This is a genomic window from Streptomyces sp. NPDC107581, assembly GCF_055657175.1.
On the sequence record NZ_JBVKBH010000005.1, the window covers coordinates 594,962 to 612,306 of the forward strand.

Annotated in this window: 18 protein-coding genes; 7 read left to right on the forward strand and 11 right to left on the reverse strand. The window is 73.4% G+C overall.

Features of this window, described 5'->3' with window-relative positions:
* The first annotated feature begins 104 nt into the window (after positions 1-104).
* Positions 105-767 (forward strand): DUF4230 domain-containing protein, encoded by a 663-nt coding sequence (locus ACZ7P3_RS15935; protein WP_472081862.1) that lies wholly within the window; start codon positions 105-107, stop codon positions 765-767.
* Positions 768-781: 14 nt separating this feature from the next.
* On the opposite strand, the gene ACZ7P3_RS15940 is transcribed toward ACZ7P3_RS15935, so the two are convergent.
* From ACZ7P3_RS15940 to ACZ7P3_RS15965, 6 genes are read right to left on the reverse strand one after another with little or no spacing between them, the layout of a single operon-like run.
* Positions 782-2,539 (reverse strand): complex I subunit 5 family protein, encoded by a 1,758-nt coding sequence (locus ACZ7P3_RS15940; protein ID WP_472081864.1) that lies wholly within the window; start codon positions 2,537-2,539, stop codon positions 782-784.
* Entirely contained in the window at positions 2,539-2,886 is a 348-nt protein-coding gene (locus tag ACZ7P3_RS15945) for a sodium:proton antiporter (RefSeq protein ID WP_472081866.1), read from the reverse strand. The genes ACZ7P3_RS15940 and ACZ7P3_RS15945 overlap by 1 nt, the downstream gene beginning before the upstream one ends.
* 7 nt (positions 2,887-2,893) lie before the next feature.
* On the reverse strand, positions 2,894-3,634 hold the full coding sequence (locus ACZ7P3_RS15950; RefSeq protein ID WP_472081868.1) for an MnhB domain-containing protein: 741 nt from the start codon (positions 3,632-3,634) through the stop codon (positions 2,894-2,896).
* Complete coding sequence (locus ACZ7P3_RS15955; protein ID WP_472081870.1) at positions 3,631-3,891, reverse strand: Na(+)/H(+) antiporter subunit B; 261 nt, start codon at positions 3,889-3,891, stop codon at positions 3,631-3,633. The genes ACZ7P3_RS15950 and ACZ7P3_RS15955 overlap by 4 nt, the downstream gene beginning before the upstream one ends.
* The gene (locus tag ACZ7P3_RS15960) at positions 3,884-4,336 is read right to left on the reverse strand and encodes an MrpF/PhaF family protein (RefSeq protein ID WP_472081871.1); all 453 of its coding nucleotides are present in this window, start codon (positions 4,334-4,336) and stop codon (positions 3,884-3,886) included. The genes ACZ7P3_RS15955 and ACZ7P3_RS15960 overlap by 8 nt, the downstream gene beginning before the upstream one ends.
* Positions 4,333-4,527 carry a hypothetical protein gene (locus ACZ7P3_RS15965; protein ID WP_472081873.1) on the reverse strand — a complete coding sequence of 65 codons (195 nt, stop codon included), beginning with the start codon at positions 4,525-4,527 and terminating at the stop codon, positions 4,333-4,335. Before ACZ7P3_RS15965 ends, ACZ7P3_RS15960 begins: the two co-directional genes overlap by 4 nt.
* Before the next feature lie 265 nt (positions 4,528-4,792).
* Here ACZ7P3_RS15965 and ACZ7P3_RS15970 point away from each other — a divergent pair, with 265 nt between their 5' ends.
* Together ACZ7P3_RS15970 and ACZ7P3_RS15975 are read left to right on the forward strand one after the other, a co-directional pair.
* Positions 4,793-5,350, forward strand: coding sequence for a VanZ family protein (locus ACZ7P3_RS15970; protein ID WP_472081875.1), 558 nt, complete (start codon positions 4,793-4,795; stop codon positions 5,348-5,350).
* A gap of 93 nt (positions 5,351-5,443) precedes the next feature.
* The gene (locus tag ACZ7P3_RS15975) at positions 5,444-6,676 is read left to right on the forward strand and encodes a ricin-type beta-trefoil lectin domain protein (protein ID WP_472081877.1); all 1,233 of its coding nucleotides are present in this window, start codon (positions 5,444-5,446) and stop codon (positions 6,674-6,676) included.
* Between the two features lie 9 nt (positions 6,677-6,685).
* On the opposite strand, the gene ACZ7P3_RS15980 is transcribed toward ACZ7P3_RS15975, so the two are convergent.
* Positions 6,686-6,931, reverse strand: coding sequence for a hypothetical protein (locus ACZ7P3_RS15980; RefSeq protein WP_472081878.1), 246 nt, complete (start codon positions 6,929-6,931; stop codon positions 6,686-6,688).
* A 254-nt stretch (positions 6,932-7,185) separates the two neighbouring features.
* Between ACZ7P3_RS15980 and ACZ7P3_RS15985 the strand changes: the two genes are divergently transcribed.
* Entirely contained in the window at positions 7,186-8,235 is a 1,050-nt protein-coding gene (locus tag ACZ7P3_RS15985) for a PHP domain-containing protein (protein ID WP_472081880.1), read from the forward strand.
* Between the two features lie 532 nt (positions 8,236-8,767).
* On the opposite strand, the gene ACZ7P3_RS15990 is transcribed toward ACZ7P3_RS15985, so the two are convergent.
* Entirely contained in the window at positions 8,768-9,628 is an 861-nt protein-coding gene (locus tag ACZ7P3_RS15990) for an alpha/beta fold hydrolase (RefSeq protein WP_472081882.1), read from the reverse strand.
* A gap of 364 nt (positions 9,629-9,992) precedes the next feature.
* On the opposite strand from ACZ7P3_RS15990, the gene ACZ7P3_RS15995 reads away from it, so the two are divergent.
* The gene (locus tag ACZ7P3_RS15995; protein WP_472081884.1) at positions 9,993-10,238 is read left to right on the forward strand and encodes a hypothetical protein; all 246 of its coding nucleotides are present in this window, start codon (positions 9,993-9,995) and stop codon (positions 10,236-10,238) included.
* Positions 10,239-10,267: 29 nt separating this feature from the next.
* On the opposite strand, the gene ACZ7P3_RS16000 is transcribed toward ACZ7P3_RS15995, so the two are convergent.
* Both ACZ7P3_RS16000 and ACZ7P3_RS16005 read right to left on the reverse strand, forming a co-directional pair.
* On the reverse strand, positions 10,268-11,557 hold the full coding sequence (locus ACZ7P3_RS16000) for an ROK family protein (RefSeq protein ID WP_472081886.1): 1,290 nt from the start codon (positions 11,555-11,557) through the stop codon (positions 10,268-10,270).
* Positions 11,558-11,818: 261 nt separating this feature from the next.
* Positions 11,819-12,262, reverse strand: coding sequence for a MarR family winged helix-turn-helix transcriptional regulator (locus ACZ7P3_RS16005; protein WP_472081888.1), 444 nt, complete (start codon positions 12,260-12,262; stop codon positions 11,819-11,821).
* A gap of 116 nt (positions 12,263-12,378) precedes the next feature.
* On the opposite strand from ACZ7P3_RS16005, the gene ACZ7P3_RS16010 reads away from it, so the two are divergent.
* Positions 12,379-12,771, forward strand: coding sequence for a nuclear transport factor 2 family protein (locus ACZ7P3_RS16010; RefSeq protein WP_472081890.1), 393 nt, complete (start codon positions 12,379-12,381; stop codon positions 12,769-12,771).
* Positions 12,772-12,902: 131 nt separating this feature from the next.
* On the opposite strand, the gene ACZ7P3_RS16015 is transcribed toward ACZ7P3_RS16010, so the two are convergent.
* Positions 12,903-16,082, reverse strand: coding sequence for a cytochrome P450 (locus tag ACZ7P3_RS16015; protein ID WP_472081892.1), 3,180 nt, complete (start codon positions 16,080-16,082; stop codon positions 12,903-12,905).
* 235 nt (positions 16,083-16,317) lie between these two features.
* Here ACZ7P3_RS16015 and ACZ7P3_RS16020 point away from each other — a divergent pair, with 235 nt between their 5' ends.
* A complete protein-coding gene (locus ACZ7P3_RS16020; RefSeq protein WP_472082001.1) occupies positions 16,318-16,962 on the forward strand; it encodes a PAS domain S-box protein in 645 nt (214 codons plus the stop codon).
* The last annotated feature ends 383 nt before the right edge of the window (positions 16,963-17,345 follow it).

Genomic DNA, 17,345 nt, shown 5'->3' on the forward strand with positions numbered 1-17,345 from the left:
CATGACGTGACACGGCGCGTACGTCATGGGTGCCATTCGGCCGGCGCGGCGGTCTGGCACGGCATTCGGCGGGAATCCGGTCAACAGGAAGGAGGACCGTCGACATGACGACTTCCGTCAGCGGCCCGCCCGGGCGCCTGCCCGGCTGGGCCAAGGTGGTGGCCGCGTTCGTGCTGGTGCTCGCGGTGCTCTTCGCGGGCATCCGGCTGGCCGTGCTCCCGGGCATCAAGGACCTGTTCGGCACCGAGTCGCACGACCGTTCCGGCCCCACGCTTCTGAAATCGATCCAGGACATGAGCCGTTACGACGCCGCCTCCGGCAGCTTCCAGGTGGTCGTGGACCTGGAGAAGGACGCGAAGTACCTGCCCGCCGCGATCCGCGGCAGCCGCACCCTGTACGTGGGCGCGGGCACCGTGGACGCCTATGTCGACCTCGGCCGGGTCGGCAAACAGGACGTGACGGTCGACTCGGACCGCACGTCCGCCACCCTCCGGCTGCCACACGCCCGGCTCGGCAAGCCGGCCCTGGACCCCGACCACTCCTACGCCGTGTCCAAGCAGCGCGGTCTGCTCGACCGGCTCGGCGACCTGTTCTCGGACAACCCCAACAGCGAGCAGGCGGTGCAGAAGCTGGCCGTACGGCACATCGGCGACGCCGCGAAGAGCAGCGGGCTGACCGCACGGGCGGAGACCAACACCACGAGCATGCTCCAGGGGCTGCTGCGCTCCCTCGGCTTCAAGGAGGTGCACGTGTCGTACGCGTCCTGAACCGCCCTGGACGCTCAGCCGCCCAGCACCCCCGGCAGGGTCAGCGCTCCGAGCATGGTCGCGCCGAACAGCAGCCAGGCCACGTAGTCGCCGACGTGCCCGGACTGCAGGCGGCGCAGGGGTGATGCCCAGCCGGGGGCCGCGACCCAGCGCGGACGGGTCACGGCCAGGGCGGCGAGTGCCAGGGCGAGCAGCGTGGACAGCAGGCCCAGCAGGATGCCGTGCAGCGTCCAGTGCACGGACACATGGGCGCCGCCCGATCCGGTCTCGTTCACGGCGTGTGCCACCAGTTCGCCGAAGCCGGGGGCCACCCCCATGGCGAAGGCGGCGGCGAGCAGCACGGCCGGCACCGCGGTCATGGTGTCCGGGACACGGCTGAGGATGCTGCCGGTCTCGGGCCGCTCGTCGGAGCCGCCGGTCTCGTAGTCGGCGTCCTCGGGCCGCGGCCCCAGGCCCGCGAACACACGGGCGGTGACCCGCAGCACGGCGCCCGCGGTGATCGCCGAGGCGAGCACGTAGACCACCGTGAGCGGGCCGCCGACCGCCTCCTCGGCGAGGGCCTTGCCGAGCGCCGTCCCGAACGGCGGCAGACCGGCGAGCGCCAGCCCGCCCACGGCGAACATGACCGCCAGGGCGCGCAGGGCGCCGGCCCTGCCGTGCAGTGCGTGCTCGTCCACGCTGCCGAACCGGTCGAGGAGGGTGCCCGCGCAGGCGAACAGCGCGGCCTTCACACAGGCGTGAGCGAGGATGTACAGCGCCACCCCGTCGTCCGCCTCGGGCGTGAGCACACCGATGCCGATCAGGAACAGGCCGGTGTGCGCGATCGTGGAGTACGCCAGCAGCCGCTTGATGTGCCGCTGGTACCAGCACATGACGGCACCGATCGCGGCGGTGAGCGTGCCGAGTGCCACCAGGGCCCGGGTCAGGTCGGCGGCGGGGATCCCGCCGGGCCCGGCGAACACCGTGCCGTACACGCGCCAGACCCCGTAGGCGCCGAGTTCGACCATCACGCCGGACAGCAGCATGCACACGGGGGTGGGGGCGACGGCGTGGGCGTCCGGGAGCCAGAAGTGGAACGGCACGGCGGCCGCCTTCACCAGCAGCCCGGTCAGGACCAGTACGAACCCGGCGAGTACGAGGGCGTCCGGACCGCCGTGCGCGTCGAGGCCCCGCCCGATCTTCGCCATGGCCAGCTCACCGGTGCGGGCGTACAGCAGGGCGATGCCCGTCAGCATCGCGTACGCACCGAGCGAGTTGACGACGCCGAAGGTCAGCGCCCCCTGGACGGCCTTCGCCTCGTCGATCCGGTAGCCGGTCAGCGCGTAGGCGACGACGCTCATCAGCTCGAAGAACACGAACGCGTTGAACAGGTCGCCGGCGAGCACGAAGCCGCACATGGCGCCCTGGAAGACCAGCATCAGCGCGGGGAAGGAACCGGCGTGACCGCGGAGCGGCTCGTCGAAGTAGCGCCAGGAGTAGACGAGCGCCGCGAGCGTGAGCAGCGAGACGAGGGTCGCCATACCCAGCGCGGCGCCGTCCCCGACCAGCACGATGCCGACGCTCTCTCCGTCGACGGGCCGCCATCCGCCGACCCACTCGACCATCGGAGGCGAGGAGTTGAGCAGCAGGAGCAGCGCGAGGGCTGCCGTGCCGGCGGAGACCGCGCAGCCGGTGGTCTCGGCGGCGAACCGGGGCAGGCGGCGGCCCGCGGCCACCAGTACGGCGGCTCCGAGCAACGGCACTGCGACGAGCAGCGGAAGCAGGTGGTGCATCAGCCGCGCAGCTCGCTCAGTTCGTCGGGATCGACCGTGCCGTGCCGCTTGGCGACCTGCAGGACGAGCGCGAGCAGCAGCGCGGTGACGGTGGCCCCGACGACGATGTCGGTGAGGGTGAGCGCCTGTACGACCGGGTCCACCACCGGCCGGGAGCCGGGTGCGAAGTCGGAGAAGACCGGTGCGGTCCCTCCGTCACGGTAGCCGACGGCCAGCAGCAGGACGTACGTGGACGACTGGCACACGGCCAGGCAGCCCACGGCGTGGATCAGGTTGCGGCTGGTGGCCAGGCCGTAGCAGCCCGTCAGGAAGACGTAGGCGGCGACCAGGTAGGGAAGGACGTGCATCACATGCTCAACTCCCTTGGTCCTCCTCGATCTCGACGGCCTGGTCCAGGAAGCTCGCGAGCAGGACGACCACGGCGCTCGCCACCTCCATGCCGACGGCCGCGTTCAGCAGGGGGACGGTGCCGCCGGAGGACAGGGTGTTGAACGTGCCGTACGGCAGCAGCGTGTTGGCCAGGAAGGCGGTGCCCGCGAGAATGCCGGCGAGCCCGAGGACCAGGTAGGCGCCGACGGCGAGCGCGTCGCAGACCTCGAAGGTGCCGAGCGGGCGCACGCGTTCCAGGGCTCGGTAGTCGGCGCCGAGGTACAGCAGGTGCAGCGCGGTCGCGGCGACGACCCCGCCCTGGAAGCCGCCGCCGGGGCTGAGCTGTCCGTGGGCCACCACGTAGATCCCCGTGACGAGGGCGACGGGCAGCACGATCAGGGCGTGTCGGCGAACGGGCCGGGCCACTCGGGCGGGCTCCGGCCGCGCCCGGTGCTCGTCACGGGCCTGGCGCAGCAGCACCAGGCAGCCGAGGACGGCGGCGAACAGGATGCTCATCTCGCCGAGGGTGTCGTAGGCGCGCTGGTCGAAGTTGACGGAGGCGATGGTGTTGGCGATGTGGCGGGCGAGGGAGGCGCGCACGGCCCGCTCGCCGTAGGGGTGCCGCCGGCCGCCGAAGGCGGGCAGGTCCCGGCAGGCGGCGACCAGCAGGGCGGCGAGGCCCGCGCCGCCCACGGCGAGCAGCCACAGCCGCATGCGCCGGTTCACGGCGCGCCGTCCTTCGCCCGGCCGCGCCTTCTGACCTTGCGCACCGACAGCATGATCAGCAGCGGCGTGAGCGCGGAGCCCACGGCCAGCTGGGACAGGCCCACGTCCGGGGCCTGGAGCACCGTGAACAGCGCCGCCAGCAGGAGACCGAGCACGGACAGCACCAGGGCCTGCCGGGTCGGGTCACGCAGCGCCACCGCGAGGGTGGCGGCGGCGGCCACCAGCAGCAGGGCCACGACGATCACCGCGTCAGCCACGCCGCACCCCCTGGAAGCCGCCCCGCAGCGCGCGCGAGGCGATCACATTGCCGCCGATCAGCAGCGCCCCGATCACGATCGGTTTCAGCATCGCCCGGCTCGGTCCCGCGGCCACGCACACCGCCGTCACGACGACCGCGCTCAGCCCGGCGGCGGCCCAGGTCGGCCCCCACATGTGCGGGGGCTCACCGGTCGGCTCGTCGGCGAGCAGCCGGGCGAAGACGAGCGTGCCGACCGGCCCCAGCAGGGCCAGGAGCAGGGCGAGGTCGACGTAGGCGGGGCGGCCGTAGCCCCGGGCGAGCAGCAGCAGGGCCGGGCAGATCGCCGAGGTGGCCATGTTCTGGGCGACGATCCGGCGGGACAGCGGTCCGGTGGCCACTCCCCACAGGGCCAGTGCTCCTCCCCCGCCCAGTTCGACGGTCGCCGCGAGGATCCAGCCGTTCACCGCCAGGTCACCGCCCGCCGTCCGGCCCGGGCCAGCAGCGCGCCCACGGCGGCGGCGCTCGCGCCGACGATCAGCTCCAGGGTGTCGACCGAGGCGATGAACACCAGCCACAGCAGGGCCAGCCCGGCCCACCAGGCCAGGAGCTCGGCCACGACGAGCAGGGCCGCACGCGGGGGCGTGCGCGAAGTCATGCGCGGAGTCGTACGCGGGTTCATGGGCCACCTCCCCGGTCCGTTTCCTGTGCCTGTGCAGCGCTTTGCCCGCTGCACCGCTTGGGGCATCCAAGCACCGCCGGACCGGGCGGGGCGGGCGGCACGCGGGTCCGGGCCCGGAGTGCCCCGGGAGCGTGAACGGAAACCGGCGGCCCGCGCAAGGCGCTGTGCGGGCGGCGGCATCCCCGGCCGGTTCGCGGGTAACCGCCCTATCACCCAGGGACGTTGAAGAGTGGAGGATCCCATGGCCCGGACAGCCCTGCGCCTGCCCGCGGTTCTGCGTGCCCCGAGGAAGCCGGGGCGCCCCGAGGAGACGCGTCCGGCCGCCGCGCGGCATGCGCTCCCGCTGCCGGTCCGGCTGCTGGCGATGCTGGTCGCCTTCGCGTTCATGGTGGTGTTCGCGGTCGTGCTGGCCCGGCTCACGCTCCAGCCGTCCCCCGCGTCGGTGTCCCTGGCGCACAGCAACCTGCACCCCGGCCGCTCCATCAGGGCCTACCTGGATCAGGCGCAGTTGCGTGACGCGGTCAAGCAGCTCGGCGGGAACGTGCTCCTCGGGGTGCCGTTCGGGGTCCTGGTCCCGGTTGTCGCCCCGCGCGCCCGGGGAGTGTTCCAGGTGCTCGTGCTCACGGTGCTGGTGATGCTGATGGTCGAGCTGGTGCAGGGCGCCCTGGTCACCGGGCGGGCCTTCGACGTCGACGACGTCATCCTCAACGCCACCGGGGCTCTGGCCGGTTGGCTCCTGCTGGGACGGCGGCTGGGGCGCGCGGTGCACGCGCGGGTGCGGCGGCCCGGGACTGAGTGATCCTCAGGGACAGGTCCGTACCAAGGTATTGACGCCCTCTTATCTCACTCCTTAAATCAAGAGGCATCTCACCCCCACGCCGAACGGAGAGTCATGGCCTCCCCCCGCCTGCTCCGCAGATGCCTGTTCGCCGCCCTGTCCGCCGCGCTGGTCGGCTCGGCCGCCGTCGGCCCGGCCCGGGCACAGACCGCCGCCCCGGCCGCCGCGGCCGTCACCACGTTCTCCGACACCTTCGACGGGCCCGCCGGCTCCGGCGTCGATTCCTCGAAGTGGACGCTGGAGACCGGTGACAACGTCAACAACCACGAGCGCGAGTACTACACCGCGGGCACGAAGAACGCGGCCCTGGACGGACAGGGGCATCTGGTCATCACCGCCCGCAAGGAGAACCCCGCGGGCTACCAGTGCTGGTACGGCAGCTGCCAGTACACCTCGGCCCGGCTGAACACCGCCGGGAAGTTCAACGCGCAGTACGGCCATGCCGAGGCCCGGATGAAGATCCCGCGCGGGCAGGGCATGTGGCCCGCGTTCTGGATGCTCGGCACGCCGGTCAACTGGCCGGACTCGGGCGAGATCGACGTGATGGAGAACGTCGGGTTCGAGCCCTCGACCGTGCACGGCACCATCCACGGTCCCGGCTACTCCGGCTCGGGCGGCATAGGCGCCGGCTACACGCTGCCGGGCGGGCAGGCCTTCGCGGACGCCTTCCACACCTTTGCCGTGGACTGGGCGCCCGACTCGATCACCTGGTCGGTGGACGGCAACGTCTACCAGCGGCGCACACCCGCCGACCTGGGCGGCAGGACCTGGGTGTTCAACAAGCCGTTCTTCCTGATCCTGAACCTGGCGGTCGGCGGGTACTGGCCGGGCGACCCGGACGGCTCCACGCAGTTCCCGCAGCAGCTGGTGGTGGACTCGGTGTCGGTGACGACGAGCGACAGCGCGGCCGGTGTCCCGATCCAGGGCCTGGCGGGCAAGTGCGTGGACGTGGCCGGCGCGAACTCCGCCAACGGGACCGCGGTCCAGCTCTACGACTGCAACGGCACCGGCGCCCAGCAGTGGACGGTCGGCTCGGACGGCACGGTCCGGGCCCTCGGCAAGTGCCTGGACGTCACCGGCAACGGCACGGCGGACGGCTCGGCCGTCCAGCTGTGGGACTGCACGGGCGGACCCAACCAGAAGTGGGCCGTCTCGGCGGCGCACGACATCGTCAGTCCGCAGGCGGACAAGTGCCTCGATGCGACCGGGAACAACTCGGCCAACGGCACCCGGCTGCAGATCTGGACCTGCACCGGAGGTGCCAACCAGAAGTGGACGGTCGGCTGAGCCGGCCGCTCAGTGCAGCGTCCAGGAGTACTTGTCGCCGCCCACGAAGCGCACCACGTCAGGATCGTCGAGGTCGTGGATGACGATGCCGTGGGAGGCCGCGGCCTCCAGCACATCGGTGATGGAAGTGGCCGAACCGACCACCTGACCGTCGATCTCCATGATCCTGAAGGGCGGACTGCCCGGCTTGCCGGGGCACAGTCCGAGGACCAGAACCCGTGGCTGGGAGATGTAAGGAACTCCTTGTTCGGTCATGCAATAGAGCGTAGAACGCAAAGCGGGCCGGTGGCTCATCCGCGGGAGCCGTCCAGGAGACCCCGGACGGCCGCCTCCACACCTCCCTGACCAGCCGGCCGGCCGAGGCCCCCGGGCTCACCCGCCCGGGTGAGCCCGGGGCCCGGCGCCGGCTCCTGCCGCGGCCCCGTGCGGTCGTCGTGCGGTGTGCGGTCGTCGTGCGCGGGTTGCGGCCCTGGGGAACCCTGGAGGAGCGTCGCGGAGCCGGAGGTGACATGGACCCCGTCGCGGCCCTGGACCGGATCGCCTTCCTGCTCGAGCGGTCGCTCGCGCCCACGTACCGGGTGCGGGCCTTCCGCACCGCCGCCCGGGTGCTGTCCGCGCTGCCCGGGGGCGAGGTCGCCGAGCGGGCGGCGGCGGGGACGCTGGAGTCGCTGAAGGGGGTCGGGCCGAAGACGGCCCAGGTCGTCCGTGAGGCGCTGGCCGGGCAGGTGCCCGGCTACCTGCGCACGCTGGAGGAGGAGGCCGGCGCGTCGCCGGCCGTCGACGGCGGTGCCGACCTGCTGGCGCTGCTGCGCGGCGACTGCCACACGCACTCGGACTGGTCGGACGGGGGCAGCCCGATCGAGGAGATGGGGCGGGCGGCGGCCCGCCTGGGCCACGAATGGACGGCCCTGACCGACCACTCCCCCAGGCTGACCGTGGCCCGGGGCCTGTCGCCGGAGCGGCTGCGCGAGCAGCTGGAGGTCGTGGCGGAGCTGAACACGCGGTGGGCGCCGTTCCGGCTGCTCACCGGCATCGAGTGCGACATCCTGGAGGACGGCTCACTGGACCAGGAGCCCGAGCTGCTGCGGCGGCTGGACGTGGTCGTGGTGTCGGTGCACTCCAAGCTGCGCATGGACGCGCGGTCCATGACCCGCCGGATGGTGGCCGCCGTCCGCGATCCGCACGCGGACATCCTCGGTCACTGCACCGGCCGTCTGGTCACCGGCCGTGGCCGGCCCGAGTCGGAGTTCGACGCGGAGGAGGTGTTCGGCGCGTGTGCCGAGTCGGGCACGGCAGTGGAGATCAACAGCCGGCCCGAGCGGCTGGACCCGCCGAAGCGGCTGCTGCGCCAGGCCGTCGCGGCCGGGGTGCTGTTCTCCATCGACACCGACGCTCATGCGCCCGGCCAGCTGGACTGGCAGATCCTCGGCTGCGCCCGCGCCGAGGAGTGCGGGGTGCCCGCCGAGCGGGTGGTCACCACCTGGTCGGCGCCGGAGCTGCTCGCCTGGACACACGAGGGCCGGGTGCCTGCGCGCGTGCAGGACGTGACGGATCCCTGAGGTGGTGTCCGGTCCGCGCCGGGGCAAGGAATGGCAGGGAACGCCAGGGCAGGCAACGGCAGGGCGGGCAACGGCGGGCCAGGGGACGGCAAGGCAGGCAACGGCAAGGCAGGCAACGGCGGGGCAGGGGACGGCAAGGCAGGGGACGGCAAGGCAGGCAACGGCGGGGCAGGCGATGAGCGCAAAGGGAACCGCGGGCGGACCGAGGCTGGAGCGGAAGCCGGTCCATGGCCGTTCCGCGGACCTGCTCGCCGCCGCCCGGGGATCTGTTCGCCTGAGCGTGCGCCTGGACCTCACCGTGCATGACGCAGATCACGGCGCAATGCGGAGGCGGTCCGGAACACCCGAGGGTGGTTGTCCGTTGAACCAGCCGTGGGTGCGGATGGGACAGTGTCCCCGGGCCTCACCTTTTGCCCACAGGGACGATCGTTCGGCTGAAGCCCTGTGGAGCCTTTCGCCGAGAGGCGACCGCCATCCGTGCCCACCACTTGGCCGCCCCGGCCGTGATTCCCCCGTCGCGGTCGGGGCTTTCTCATGCCGCCATGGACGTGGCGGCCGCGTTCCCGGCGTCGATGAACGCGCGCAGATCCCCGGCGAGCCGCTCCGCGTGGGTCGCGAACATGCCGTGGCCGCCATTCTCGTACACCTTGAGGGCGCCGCGCGGCACCAGCCGCGCGATGCGCTCGCCGGTCAGGGCCAGGGGTGCAGTGGTGTCGTGCGTGCCGTGCATGACCAGCACCGGGACCTCCAGCGCGGGCAGCTCGTCGGTGAGGTCCAGGGCGGCGACCACCGCCCGGACACCCGTCGCGGCGCGGGGCGTGGCGACCAGGCAGCGGTCGATCAGGTACCGGACATAGGCCGGGGAGAGCTCGTTGCCGGGCAGGTGGGCGGCGAAGAAGTCGTCCGCGGAGGCCGTGAACCAGGCGGCCCGGTCACGCCGGAAGGCCGCCTCGTCGGCGCGCACGGCCGCCGGGTCCACGCCCTCGGGGATGTTCGGGGAGCGGACGATGCCGGGGGCGACCGGGGCCACCAGGGCGACGCGGTCCACGCGCGCGGCGGAGTGCCGGGTCAGGCAGCGGATCACCTCGGCGGTGCCGACGGAGTGCCCGATCAGGGTGACCCGGCGCAGGTCCAGATGGTCCAGCAGCCCGTACAGGTCGTCCGCCAGGGTGTCGAGGTCGTAGCCGAGCCAGGTGTCCTCGGAGCGTCCGTGGCCCCGCCGGTCCAGGCCCAGGCACCGGTAGCCGGCCTCCGCGAGCGGCAGCATCTGGTACTCCCACATCTCGTGGCCCAGGTAGGCGCTGGCGACGAAGACGACGACGGGGCCGGTCGCGGGGCCGTGGTCGACGTAGTGCAGACGGGCGCCGTCGACGGGGCTCTCGTAGTACGGCATGGGGTCTCCTCGGTGGTCCGCCGGCCGACGGGACGGATGTCCGTCGTGCCCGGTGATCCCGATCCTTCCGGGAGCCGGCCGCGGGGTCGATTACCTGCCACGTCATGCCGGGTGTGCGTGCACGGCGGACCGGGTACCCGGGGGCCGTGCGCCGGGGAGACGGCCGGATACCCGGGCGGCCTTCCCGTGCGCCGGGGAGACGGCCGGGTACCCGGCCGGTCCGCCGTGCGCCGGTCCGCCCGGGGACGGGCTGCGGAACCGGGGGCGGGGCGGGACGGGGACGCAGCCGTTGGAGGGACACGAGGCGGACCGAGCGCAAGGGGCGCCGGCGCCGACGGGACAAGCCGAGACGAGGAGACGAGCCATGGCCGCACAGCGGCACCGGGAGTCCGGTCGCGACGAGCGTCCGGTACCCCGGGACATGCCCGATCAGCAGGCCCACCCCGCCAGGGACCCCTGGGAGGTCGCGACCGGCCGGCCGCGGGAGGACGAGCGGCAGGGCGACGAGGACCTGCCCGACACGGACGAGGCCGGCACGGGCCCCCGTGGTGCACCGCGCTCGGGCACGGTGCATCCGGAGCACCCGACGCCGCAGGAGCCGTCGGACTGAGCCCCGGCCCGGGCCCTTCGTCCGGCGCGTCAGCGCGGTGCGCGCTCCTCCAGAGCGGCCCGCCAGGCGGGGTGCCGGTCCTCGGCCGCCGGTTCGGCGCGCCGCCCGCCGCGCGCGAAGAAGTCGGCCAGAGGGAGGATCGCGGCTCCGACGGTGACCGCGTCGGGGCCGAGCCGGCCGAGATCGATGGTGACCTTGTCGGCCGGATGACGCAGGGCGTACGCCGTCGCGTGGCGGCGTACGGCGGGCAGGAACCGGGCGCCGAGCTGGAGCCCGGCCCAGCCGCCGATCAGGATCCGCTCGGGCTGGAAGAGGTTGATCAGGTCGGACAGGCCGGCGCCCAGGTACTCGGCGGTCTCCTCCAGGACGGCCAGCGCGACCGGGTCGGGGGCGGCGCCCTCGGGCGGATAGGCGGCGGCGAGCATCGCGGTGAGTGCGGTCTCCTCGTCGGTGCCCTTGGGCGGCCGCCCGCCCTCCTCGCGCCAGCGGGCGAGCAGCGACTCGGCGCCCGCGTAGGCCTCCAGGCAGCCCGGCGCACCGCAGCGGCAGCGGCGCCCCCGCACCCGTACGGTCAGATGCCCCCACTCCAGGGCCCGCCCGTGCTCCACCTCGGGGGTGACCAGGCAGGCGCCGACTCCGGAGCCGAAGAGCACGACCACCGCGTTGCGGGCGCCGCGCCCGCCGCCGAACCACATCTCGGCCTGCCCGAGGGTCTTGGCGCCGTTGTCGATGAAATAGGGGACGGTGTCGGGCAGTTGGGAGGTCGAGCGGAGCAGTTCCTCCAGCGGGACCGCGTCCCAGCCGATGGTCTGACCGTGCACGACGGCACCGCGCTCCGCCGTGTACTCGACGATGCCCGGCACACCCACGCCGACTCCGAGCAGCCGGTCGGGAGAGGCATCCTCGGCCGAGAGGACCTCGGCGATGCCGTCGCGGATGTGACCGGCGATGACGGCGGCGTCGTAACCCTGCGGGGCCAGCGGGCGTTCGGTGCGGGCTAGTTCGGTGAGCGTCAGATCGAACAGCTCGACGCGGACCCGGGTTTCGCCGACGTCGACACCGATCATCTGACCGCAGCGCGGGGAGACGCGCAGCAGGGTGCGGGGGCGGCCGCCGTCGGAGTCGACGCTGCCGGCCTCCTCGACCAGGCGGTCGGCGACGAGGTCCGCGACCACGTTGCTGACCGAGCCGGAGCTGAGGCCCGTGACCGGGCCCAGTTCGAAGCGGCTGAGAGGGCCGTCGAAGTACAGCCGCTGCAGCACGGCCGTGCGGTTGCTCCGCCTGAGATCTCGTACCGTGCGCCCGTTCCGCCCCGCCATGTGGCTCCCCTCAACCTTGTTCTGATCTGCAACATACCCCGGGGAATCGGCGGCACGCGACATTCCGCCAACCCTTATTTCATGTGATGAGCAAAGCGGGCGGCCGCGGTCGGCCGACCGGGACGGCCGACGCCGGGACGGCCGACGCCGGGACGGCCGCCCGCCCTGCCTGCTCCCGGAGAGAGATCCCGGGCCGGCGGAAGGAAAAGCCGGCACGCGGTGCAGTCACCGGCGGGAGCGCAGGACCGCACCGCGCGCCCGTCAGGCGAAGGGACCCTCGACCGTGAAGCGGCGCAGCTGACGGGCGAAGGTCTCGGCCTCGCCCGGCGGCCACGAGGAGAGGCTCGCCATGATGTGGGCCGCCAGCCGCGTGCGCAGTTCCGCCACCGCACGTTCACCCTCCTCGGTGAGGACGAGCAGATGCGCGCGCCGGTCGGCGGGGTCCGGCTCGCGGCGGACGAGTCCGGCGGCCTCCAGCCGGGAGGCCCGACGGGTGACGCCGGAGCGGTCGACCCCGGCGTCCGGGGCCAGGTCGGCCGCGCTACGGGGTCCGGTCCGGGCCAGCGCACTGAGGACGGGGTACGTCAGTTCGTCCACCGCCTCACCCATGCCTTCGGTCAGCTTCTTGTGCAGCTTCGCCCGCGTGGTCCGCCGCAGCAGGATGCCCAGCGCGTCGGCGATCTCGTGTCCTGCATCATTCTTCACACTCGGAGAATAGCGTGCGCCGCGCACGCAGTGCTGCTACATTCGAGGCGAAGCGTGCGCAACGCACGCATCATCCTCTGCGCAAGAACCCCTTCTTGCCCTCGAAAGGAAGTCCCATGAACCGCACCGGCATCAAGGCCGCCCTGACCGACCTGATCTTCAACAGCGACGTCACCGTGCAGGACGCCGTCGACCGCCACTTCACCCCGGAGTACCGCCAGCGCACCGACGGACAGTGGGACGACCGTGCCGGGTTCGTCGAGCACATCACCCACGTGCGCGGCCTCGTCGCCGACGGCCACGTCGAGGTGCACGACGAGCTGCGCGACGGCAGCAAGTACGCCGACCGGCACACGGTGCACCTCACGAAGAAGGACGGCTCCACCGTGACCACGGAGGTCTACGTCTTCGCCGACCTCGCACCCGACGGCCGGTTCAACCGCATAGAGGAGACCACCTTGATGCTCCAGGGCTCCGACGCCGACCGGAACATCGGCAGCGCCCGCTAGACCCCGGCACTCGGCCGTCGGCCCGGGACACCTCCACCCGTGGGAGCCGAGGCGCCGGCCGGCCGCACCCGCCCCGCCGGTCGTGATCTCGCACGGCACCGGCGGGTCGGGCAACGCCATGGACGAGCGGGTCACCCCGCCGCGTACACGTCCTCGACGTAACGTCCGTGCGCCACCAGCGAGTCGAGCCACCGGGCGGCTGCCGCCCCGTCGGCGTCGGGGGTGCGCTCCCGGTACAGGGTGCGGAACGCCTCGCGCACGCCGGGGGCCATCCGGGAGCCGTCGCCGCAGACGTACACGCGGGCCCCGGCGGCCAGCAGGTCCCAGACCTCGCCGGCCTCGGCGGCGATGCGGTGCTGCACGAAGAGGGCGCCGTTCTCCGGAGCGGCACTGAAGGCCGGGCGGAGGGAGACCGCTCCGGCGGCTTCGGCGGCGCGGAGTTCACCGGCGTGCAGGAAGTCGGCATCGGGGGCATCGCAGCCGAAGTAGAGCAGCGCCGGGGAGAGTTCGCTGCCGGCGGCACGGGCCGCGGCGCGGTCGGCGACCGCGCCGCGGAACGGCGCGAGGCCGGTGCCCGCGGCGACCATCACGACGGGTGCGCCGCCGTCGATCCGGAAGACCTCCCGGCAGGGCTGGACGCGGGCGTAGACCGTGTCGCCGGGCCGCAGGGACGCGAGGTGCCCCGAGCCGGTGCCCCGGTAGCGGCCTTTGCCGGAGCGCGCGGGGGCGTCCAGGACGGAGACCATCAGGTCCGCGTGGCGCGGGTCGGCCGCCGGGGAGGAGGAGAGGGAGTAGTGGCGGGGCCGTATGGGGGTCAGGAGGTCGAGCAGGCGGGGCCAGTCGAGCGCGCCGCGCAGGGCCGGGTGGTCCTCGATCACCTCCACCAGGGTGCGCGGGTCGTCGTCGGCCGGGGCAGCGAGGGCGGCACGCTCGGGCGGGCAGGGATTCGCCTCGGCGAGCAGGGCCAGCTGCCGTATGGTCGGGCGTTCCTGCAACTCGACCTGATGCGTGAGGAGCTGACCTGCCGTCAGCGGGCGGTCGACGGCGAGGCCGTCGCGGCGCGGGCGGGTGGCCCGGACGTCCAGGACGGTACCGAGGTCGACGCCGAGTGCGGCCGCGGCGCGGTCCACGAGGTCCGGGGCGTTGGCGGGAAGCACCGTCAGATGGTCGGCGGTGCGGTAGGTGATGCCGTCGGGCAGGGCGATGCGCAGGAACCGCTTGGTGCGCGGGTGACCCGGCGCGGTGAGGTCGTGGGCCTCGGTGACGGTCATCGGCATCAGCCCGTGCCGCTCGGCGAGGGCGTCCAGCGGGCCGCCGGTGAGCGTGCGGACCTCGTACGCCGTTGCCGGCTCCTCCTGGGTGCCGGTGGCGGCGTCGGGGCCGCCGTACTCCTGAAGCAGGGCGGTGCGCAGCCGGGCGGTGAAGTCGCGGACGGTGCCGGTCAGGTCGCCGGAGGCGTCGGCGGCGGCGCGCTCGGTCAGCCGGGTGGCGCCGAGTTCGGCGAGCCGGGCGTCGATGCGGGTGGGGACGTGCTGGTAGGTGGCGGCCCAGTTGCGGTCGCCGACGCCGAGGACCGCGTAGGACACGCCGGTCAGGTCGGAGGTGCCGTCGAGCCAGGCGGTGAAGGCGGTGGCGTCGTCGGTGGGGCGGCCGTTGTAGGACGCGGCGGTGATGACGACGGCCCGGTCGGCGGGCAGGCCGTCCGCATAGTCGTCCAGGGCCGCGACCTCGGTGGCGCAGCCGAGGGCGGCGGCCTCGTCGGCCAGTTGAGCGGCGAAGGCGCGGCAGGTGCCGTAGTTGCTGCCGTGCAGGAAGAGCGTGCCGGTGCCGGGGCGGACCCGGACCGGCAGCGCGTCGGGGGCCGGGACCTGCGTGGCGGCGGCGGTCGCGGCACCCGGCAGCGGGGCGTGGACCCGGTCCGCGCCGGTGCGCGGGGTGAGCGTGAGGGTGAAGCCCTCGGGCTTCAGGGTGAGGGTCTCCTTCACGGAGAGGGCGTAGTCGGCGTGGTCGTGCAGCCGGAAGCGGTGGACCAGCATGGCCAGCAGCATGGTCGCCTCGTGCAGCGCGAACTGCCGCCCGATGCAGGCGCGTTCGCCGGTGCCGAAGGGCTTGAAGGCGTGCACCGGGCGGGCCGCCTCGGCCTCGGGGGTGAAGCGTTCCGGGTCGAACAGCTCGGGGTTGTCGCCCCACACGGGCTGCCGGTGCAGCATCGGGGTGAGCACCGTGACGGCCTGTCCGGCGCGCAGCGGCACCCGCCCGCCGAGCAGGGTGTCCTCGCGGGCGTGCCGGCTGAAGGCGGCGGCCGTCGGCCACAGCCGGAGCGCCTCGTTGAGGACCTGTCGGGTGTAGGTGAGGCGGCCGATGTCCTCGTACGCCGGTTCGGGATCCGGTGTGTCGCCCCACAGCGCGTCGGCCTCGCGCTGGACGAGGCGCAGCGCCGCGGGATGCTTGGCGAGGTGGTACAGCGCGAAGGACATCGCGCCGGAGGTGGTCTCGTGGCCGGCGATCAGGAAGGTGATGACCTGGTTGCGGATGTTGGCGGTGTCCAGGGCGGTGCCGTCGGCCGGGTGGCGGGCGGTGAGCATCAGCCCGAGCAGGTCCTCGGCCGTGCTCTGGTCGGTACCGGTGCGGGCGGCGATGACCTCGTCCACGACTCCGGCGAGATAGTCGGCGTCCGCGCGGAAGGCGGCGTCGGCGGCTGTGTGGTCCTCGCCCGGGGTGCGGGCGAGGCGGGTCATCGCCCACTCGAGGCAGCGCACCATCGACTCGACGAAGGGGTGCGGTTCGGCCCGCTCGAAGGAGCCGAAGTCGTAGTCGAATCCGGCCAGGCCGATGGTGTCGAGGGTCATGCGGGTCATGTCGTCGGGGACGTCGACCGGCAGTCCGGTGCGGGCGGCGCGGTCCCAGGAGTCGATGAGCCGGCGGGCCACCTTCAGCATCACCGGGTGGTAGGTCTTCATCGAGCCGAGCGCGAAGGCGGGCATGAGGATGTCGTGCGCCCTGGCCCAGTTGGGCTCGTCGTTGTAGGCGGTGAACAGGCCGTCGGCGGTGAAGGCGCGCACGTTCTCCAGCGCCGGCCCGACGTGCTTGGCGAACCGTTCCTCGTCGGCCAGGTCGGCGACCAGGTCGGCGTCGGCGACGAACAGGACCTCGTGCCCGTGCAGCCGGCGCACCAGTACGGATCCATGGGTCCGCATCAGCTCCATGACCTGCTGGATGGGGGTGTGTCCGGGTCCGGTGGCGGTGATGTCCACGACGGGGACGCCGGGCAGGGTGCCGGCCGGTTCGGGGTGCAGCGCGGTGGGGGGCATGGCGCGACAACTGCCTTTCGCAGAACGAGATCCTGCGCTCCAGGGTGGTCGACCGCTCAGGGGTGCGCGGGCCGTCGCACTACACGATCGTGCAGTCAAAAGTCGGCAGGAGGGCTTGCGCGGCACCGGCGCGGCCGACGGCACACCGCCTGCGCACACCGCCTCCACGGGATTCTTGAAGTTGCCGCTGACCTGGCTGTCCGTCTTGGATGGGGCGGGAGACCGGGAGGTGCTGGTGGAGGCGGAACGGGCCGACGCGGTGGTGTGGCGCAACCGTGCGCTGACTCTCTTCGACCGGGTCTCCGTGCCGGTCGCGGTGTGCGACGTGTACGGCTCGGTGGTGCTCGCCAACCCGGCGATGGCCGCCGAGTGCGGTACGACGCCGGGGCGGCTGCGGGGCCGGGACGTGCTGGAGCTGTTCCGGCCGCAGGAGGCCACACAGGTGGAGCGGATCGCCGAGGCGCTGCGGCTGCGGCGCCGCTCTCGCTACCAGGTGTCCGTGCGCTGGCGAGCGCCCGGTGGTGCGGAGCGGTGCGGGGAACTGACGGCGGATCCGGTGAGCGACAGCGTGGACGTGACGCCCGCCCTGCTGGTGATGCTGCGGGTGCAGGGTGAGCGCGCCGTCCACCGCGCGCCGGAGCCCGCTCCGGTCACCGCGGTGGAGGGCCGGGTGCTGGCACTGCTGGCCGGGGGCGCCACCACGGCCCGGGCCGCGCGCGAGCTGGGCCTGAGCAAAGACGGCGTCACCTATCACCTACGGCGCCTGTCGGCCCGCTGGAACGCGGCCAACCGCACCGAACTGGTCGCTCGCGCCTACGCCCTGGGCGTGCTCGTACCGGGAGTGTGGCCGCCCGAGCCGCGGGGCTCCGGGGCGGAGTAGACGCGCCCGCGTCCGGGGCAGAGTAGACGCTCCCGCATCCGGGCCGGGACGGCGGCGCACACGCGCCGACGCCGCCGCGAGCCTCCACCCGACACGGCACACACGCGCCGACGCCCCCACCAGCCCCCACCGGACGCGGCGCGCGCACGCCCCCACCAGCCCCCACCCGACACGGCACACACGCGCCGACGCCCCCACCCGACACGGCACGCGCGCGCCGACGCCCTCGCGGCCATACGGTTCACCGCTCGCAGAGCGCGCGGCGGCAGCAGGACCCGCTGCGACGGAACGTGCGGCAGCAGATCCGCTGCGACGAAGCGTGCGGTGACAGGGTGCGCAGCGACAGGCCGGCCCGGCGGCAGCACGGCCCGGAAATCCACTGG

Coding starts and splice junctions, on each gene's coding strand:
- ACZ7P3_RS15935 (WP_472081862.1), top strand. CDS start 105: ATGACGACTTCCGTCAGCGGCCCGCCCGGGCGCCTGCCCGGCTGGGCC.
- ACZ7P3_RS15940 (WP_472081864.1), bottom strand. CDS start 2,539: ATGCACCACCTGCTTCCGCTGCTCGTCGCAGTGCCGTTGCTCGGAGCC.
- ACZ7P3_RS15945 (WP_472081866.1), bottom strand. CDS start 2,886: ATGCACGTCCTTCCCTACCTGGTCGCCGCCTACGTCTTCCTGACGGGC.
- ACZ7P3_RS15965 (WP_472081873.1), bottom strand. CDS start 4,527: ATGACTTCGCGCACGCCCCCGCGTGCGGCCCTGCTCGTCGTGGCCGAG.
- ACZ7P3_RS15970 (WP_472081875.1), top strand. CDS start 4,793: ATGGCCCGGACAGCCCTGCGCCTGCCCGCGGTTCTGCGTGCCCCGAGG.
- ACZ7P3_RS15975 (WP_472081877.1), top strand. CDS start 5,444: ATGGCCTCCCCCCGCCTGCTCCGCAGATGCCTGTTCGCCGCCCTGTCC.
- ACZ7P3_RS15980 (WP_472081878.1), bottom strand. CDS start 6,931: ATGACCGAACAAGGAGTTCCTTACATCTCCCAGCCACGGGTTCTGGTC.
- ACZ7P3_RS15985 (WP_472081880.1), top strand. CDS start 7,186: ATGGACCCCGTCGCGGCCCTGGACCGGATCGCCTTCCTGCTCGAGCGG.
- ACZ7P3_RS15990 (WP_472081882.1), bottom strand. CDS start 9,628: ATGCCGTACTACGAGAGCCCCGTCGACGGCGCCCGTCTGCACTACGTC.
- ACZ7P3_RS15995 (WP_472081884.1), top strand. CDS start 9,993: ATGGCCGCACAGCGGCACCGGGAGTCCGGTCGCGACGAGCGTCCGGTA.
- ACZ7P3_RS16000 (WP_472081886.1), bottom strand. CDS start 11,557: ATGGCGGGGCGGAACGGGCGCACGGTACGAGATCTCAGGCGGAGCAAC.
- ACZ7P3_RS16010 (WP_472081890.1), top strand. CDS start 12,379: ATGAACCGCACCGGCATCAAGGCCGCCCTGACCGACCTGATCTTCAAC.
- ACZ7P3_RS16015 (WP_472081892.1), bottom strand. CDS start 16,082: ATGCCCCCCACCGCGCTGCACCCCGAACCGGCCGGCACCCTGCCCGGC.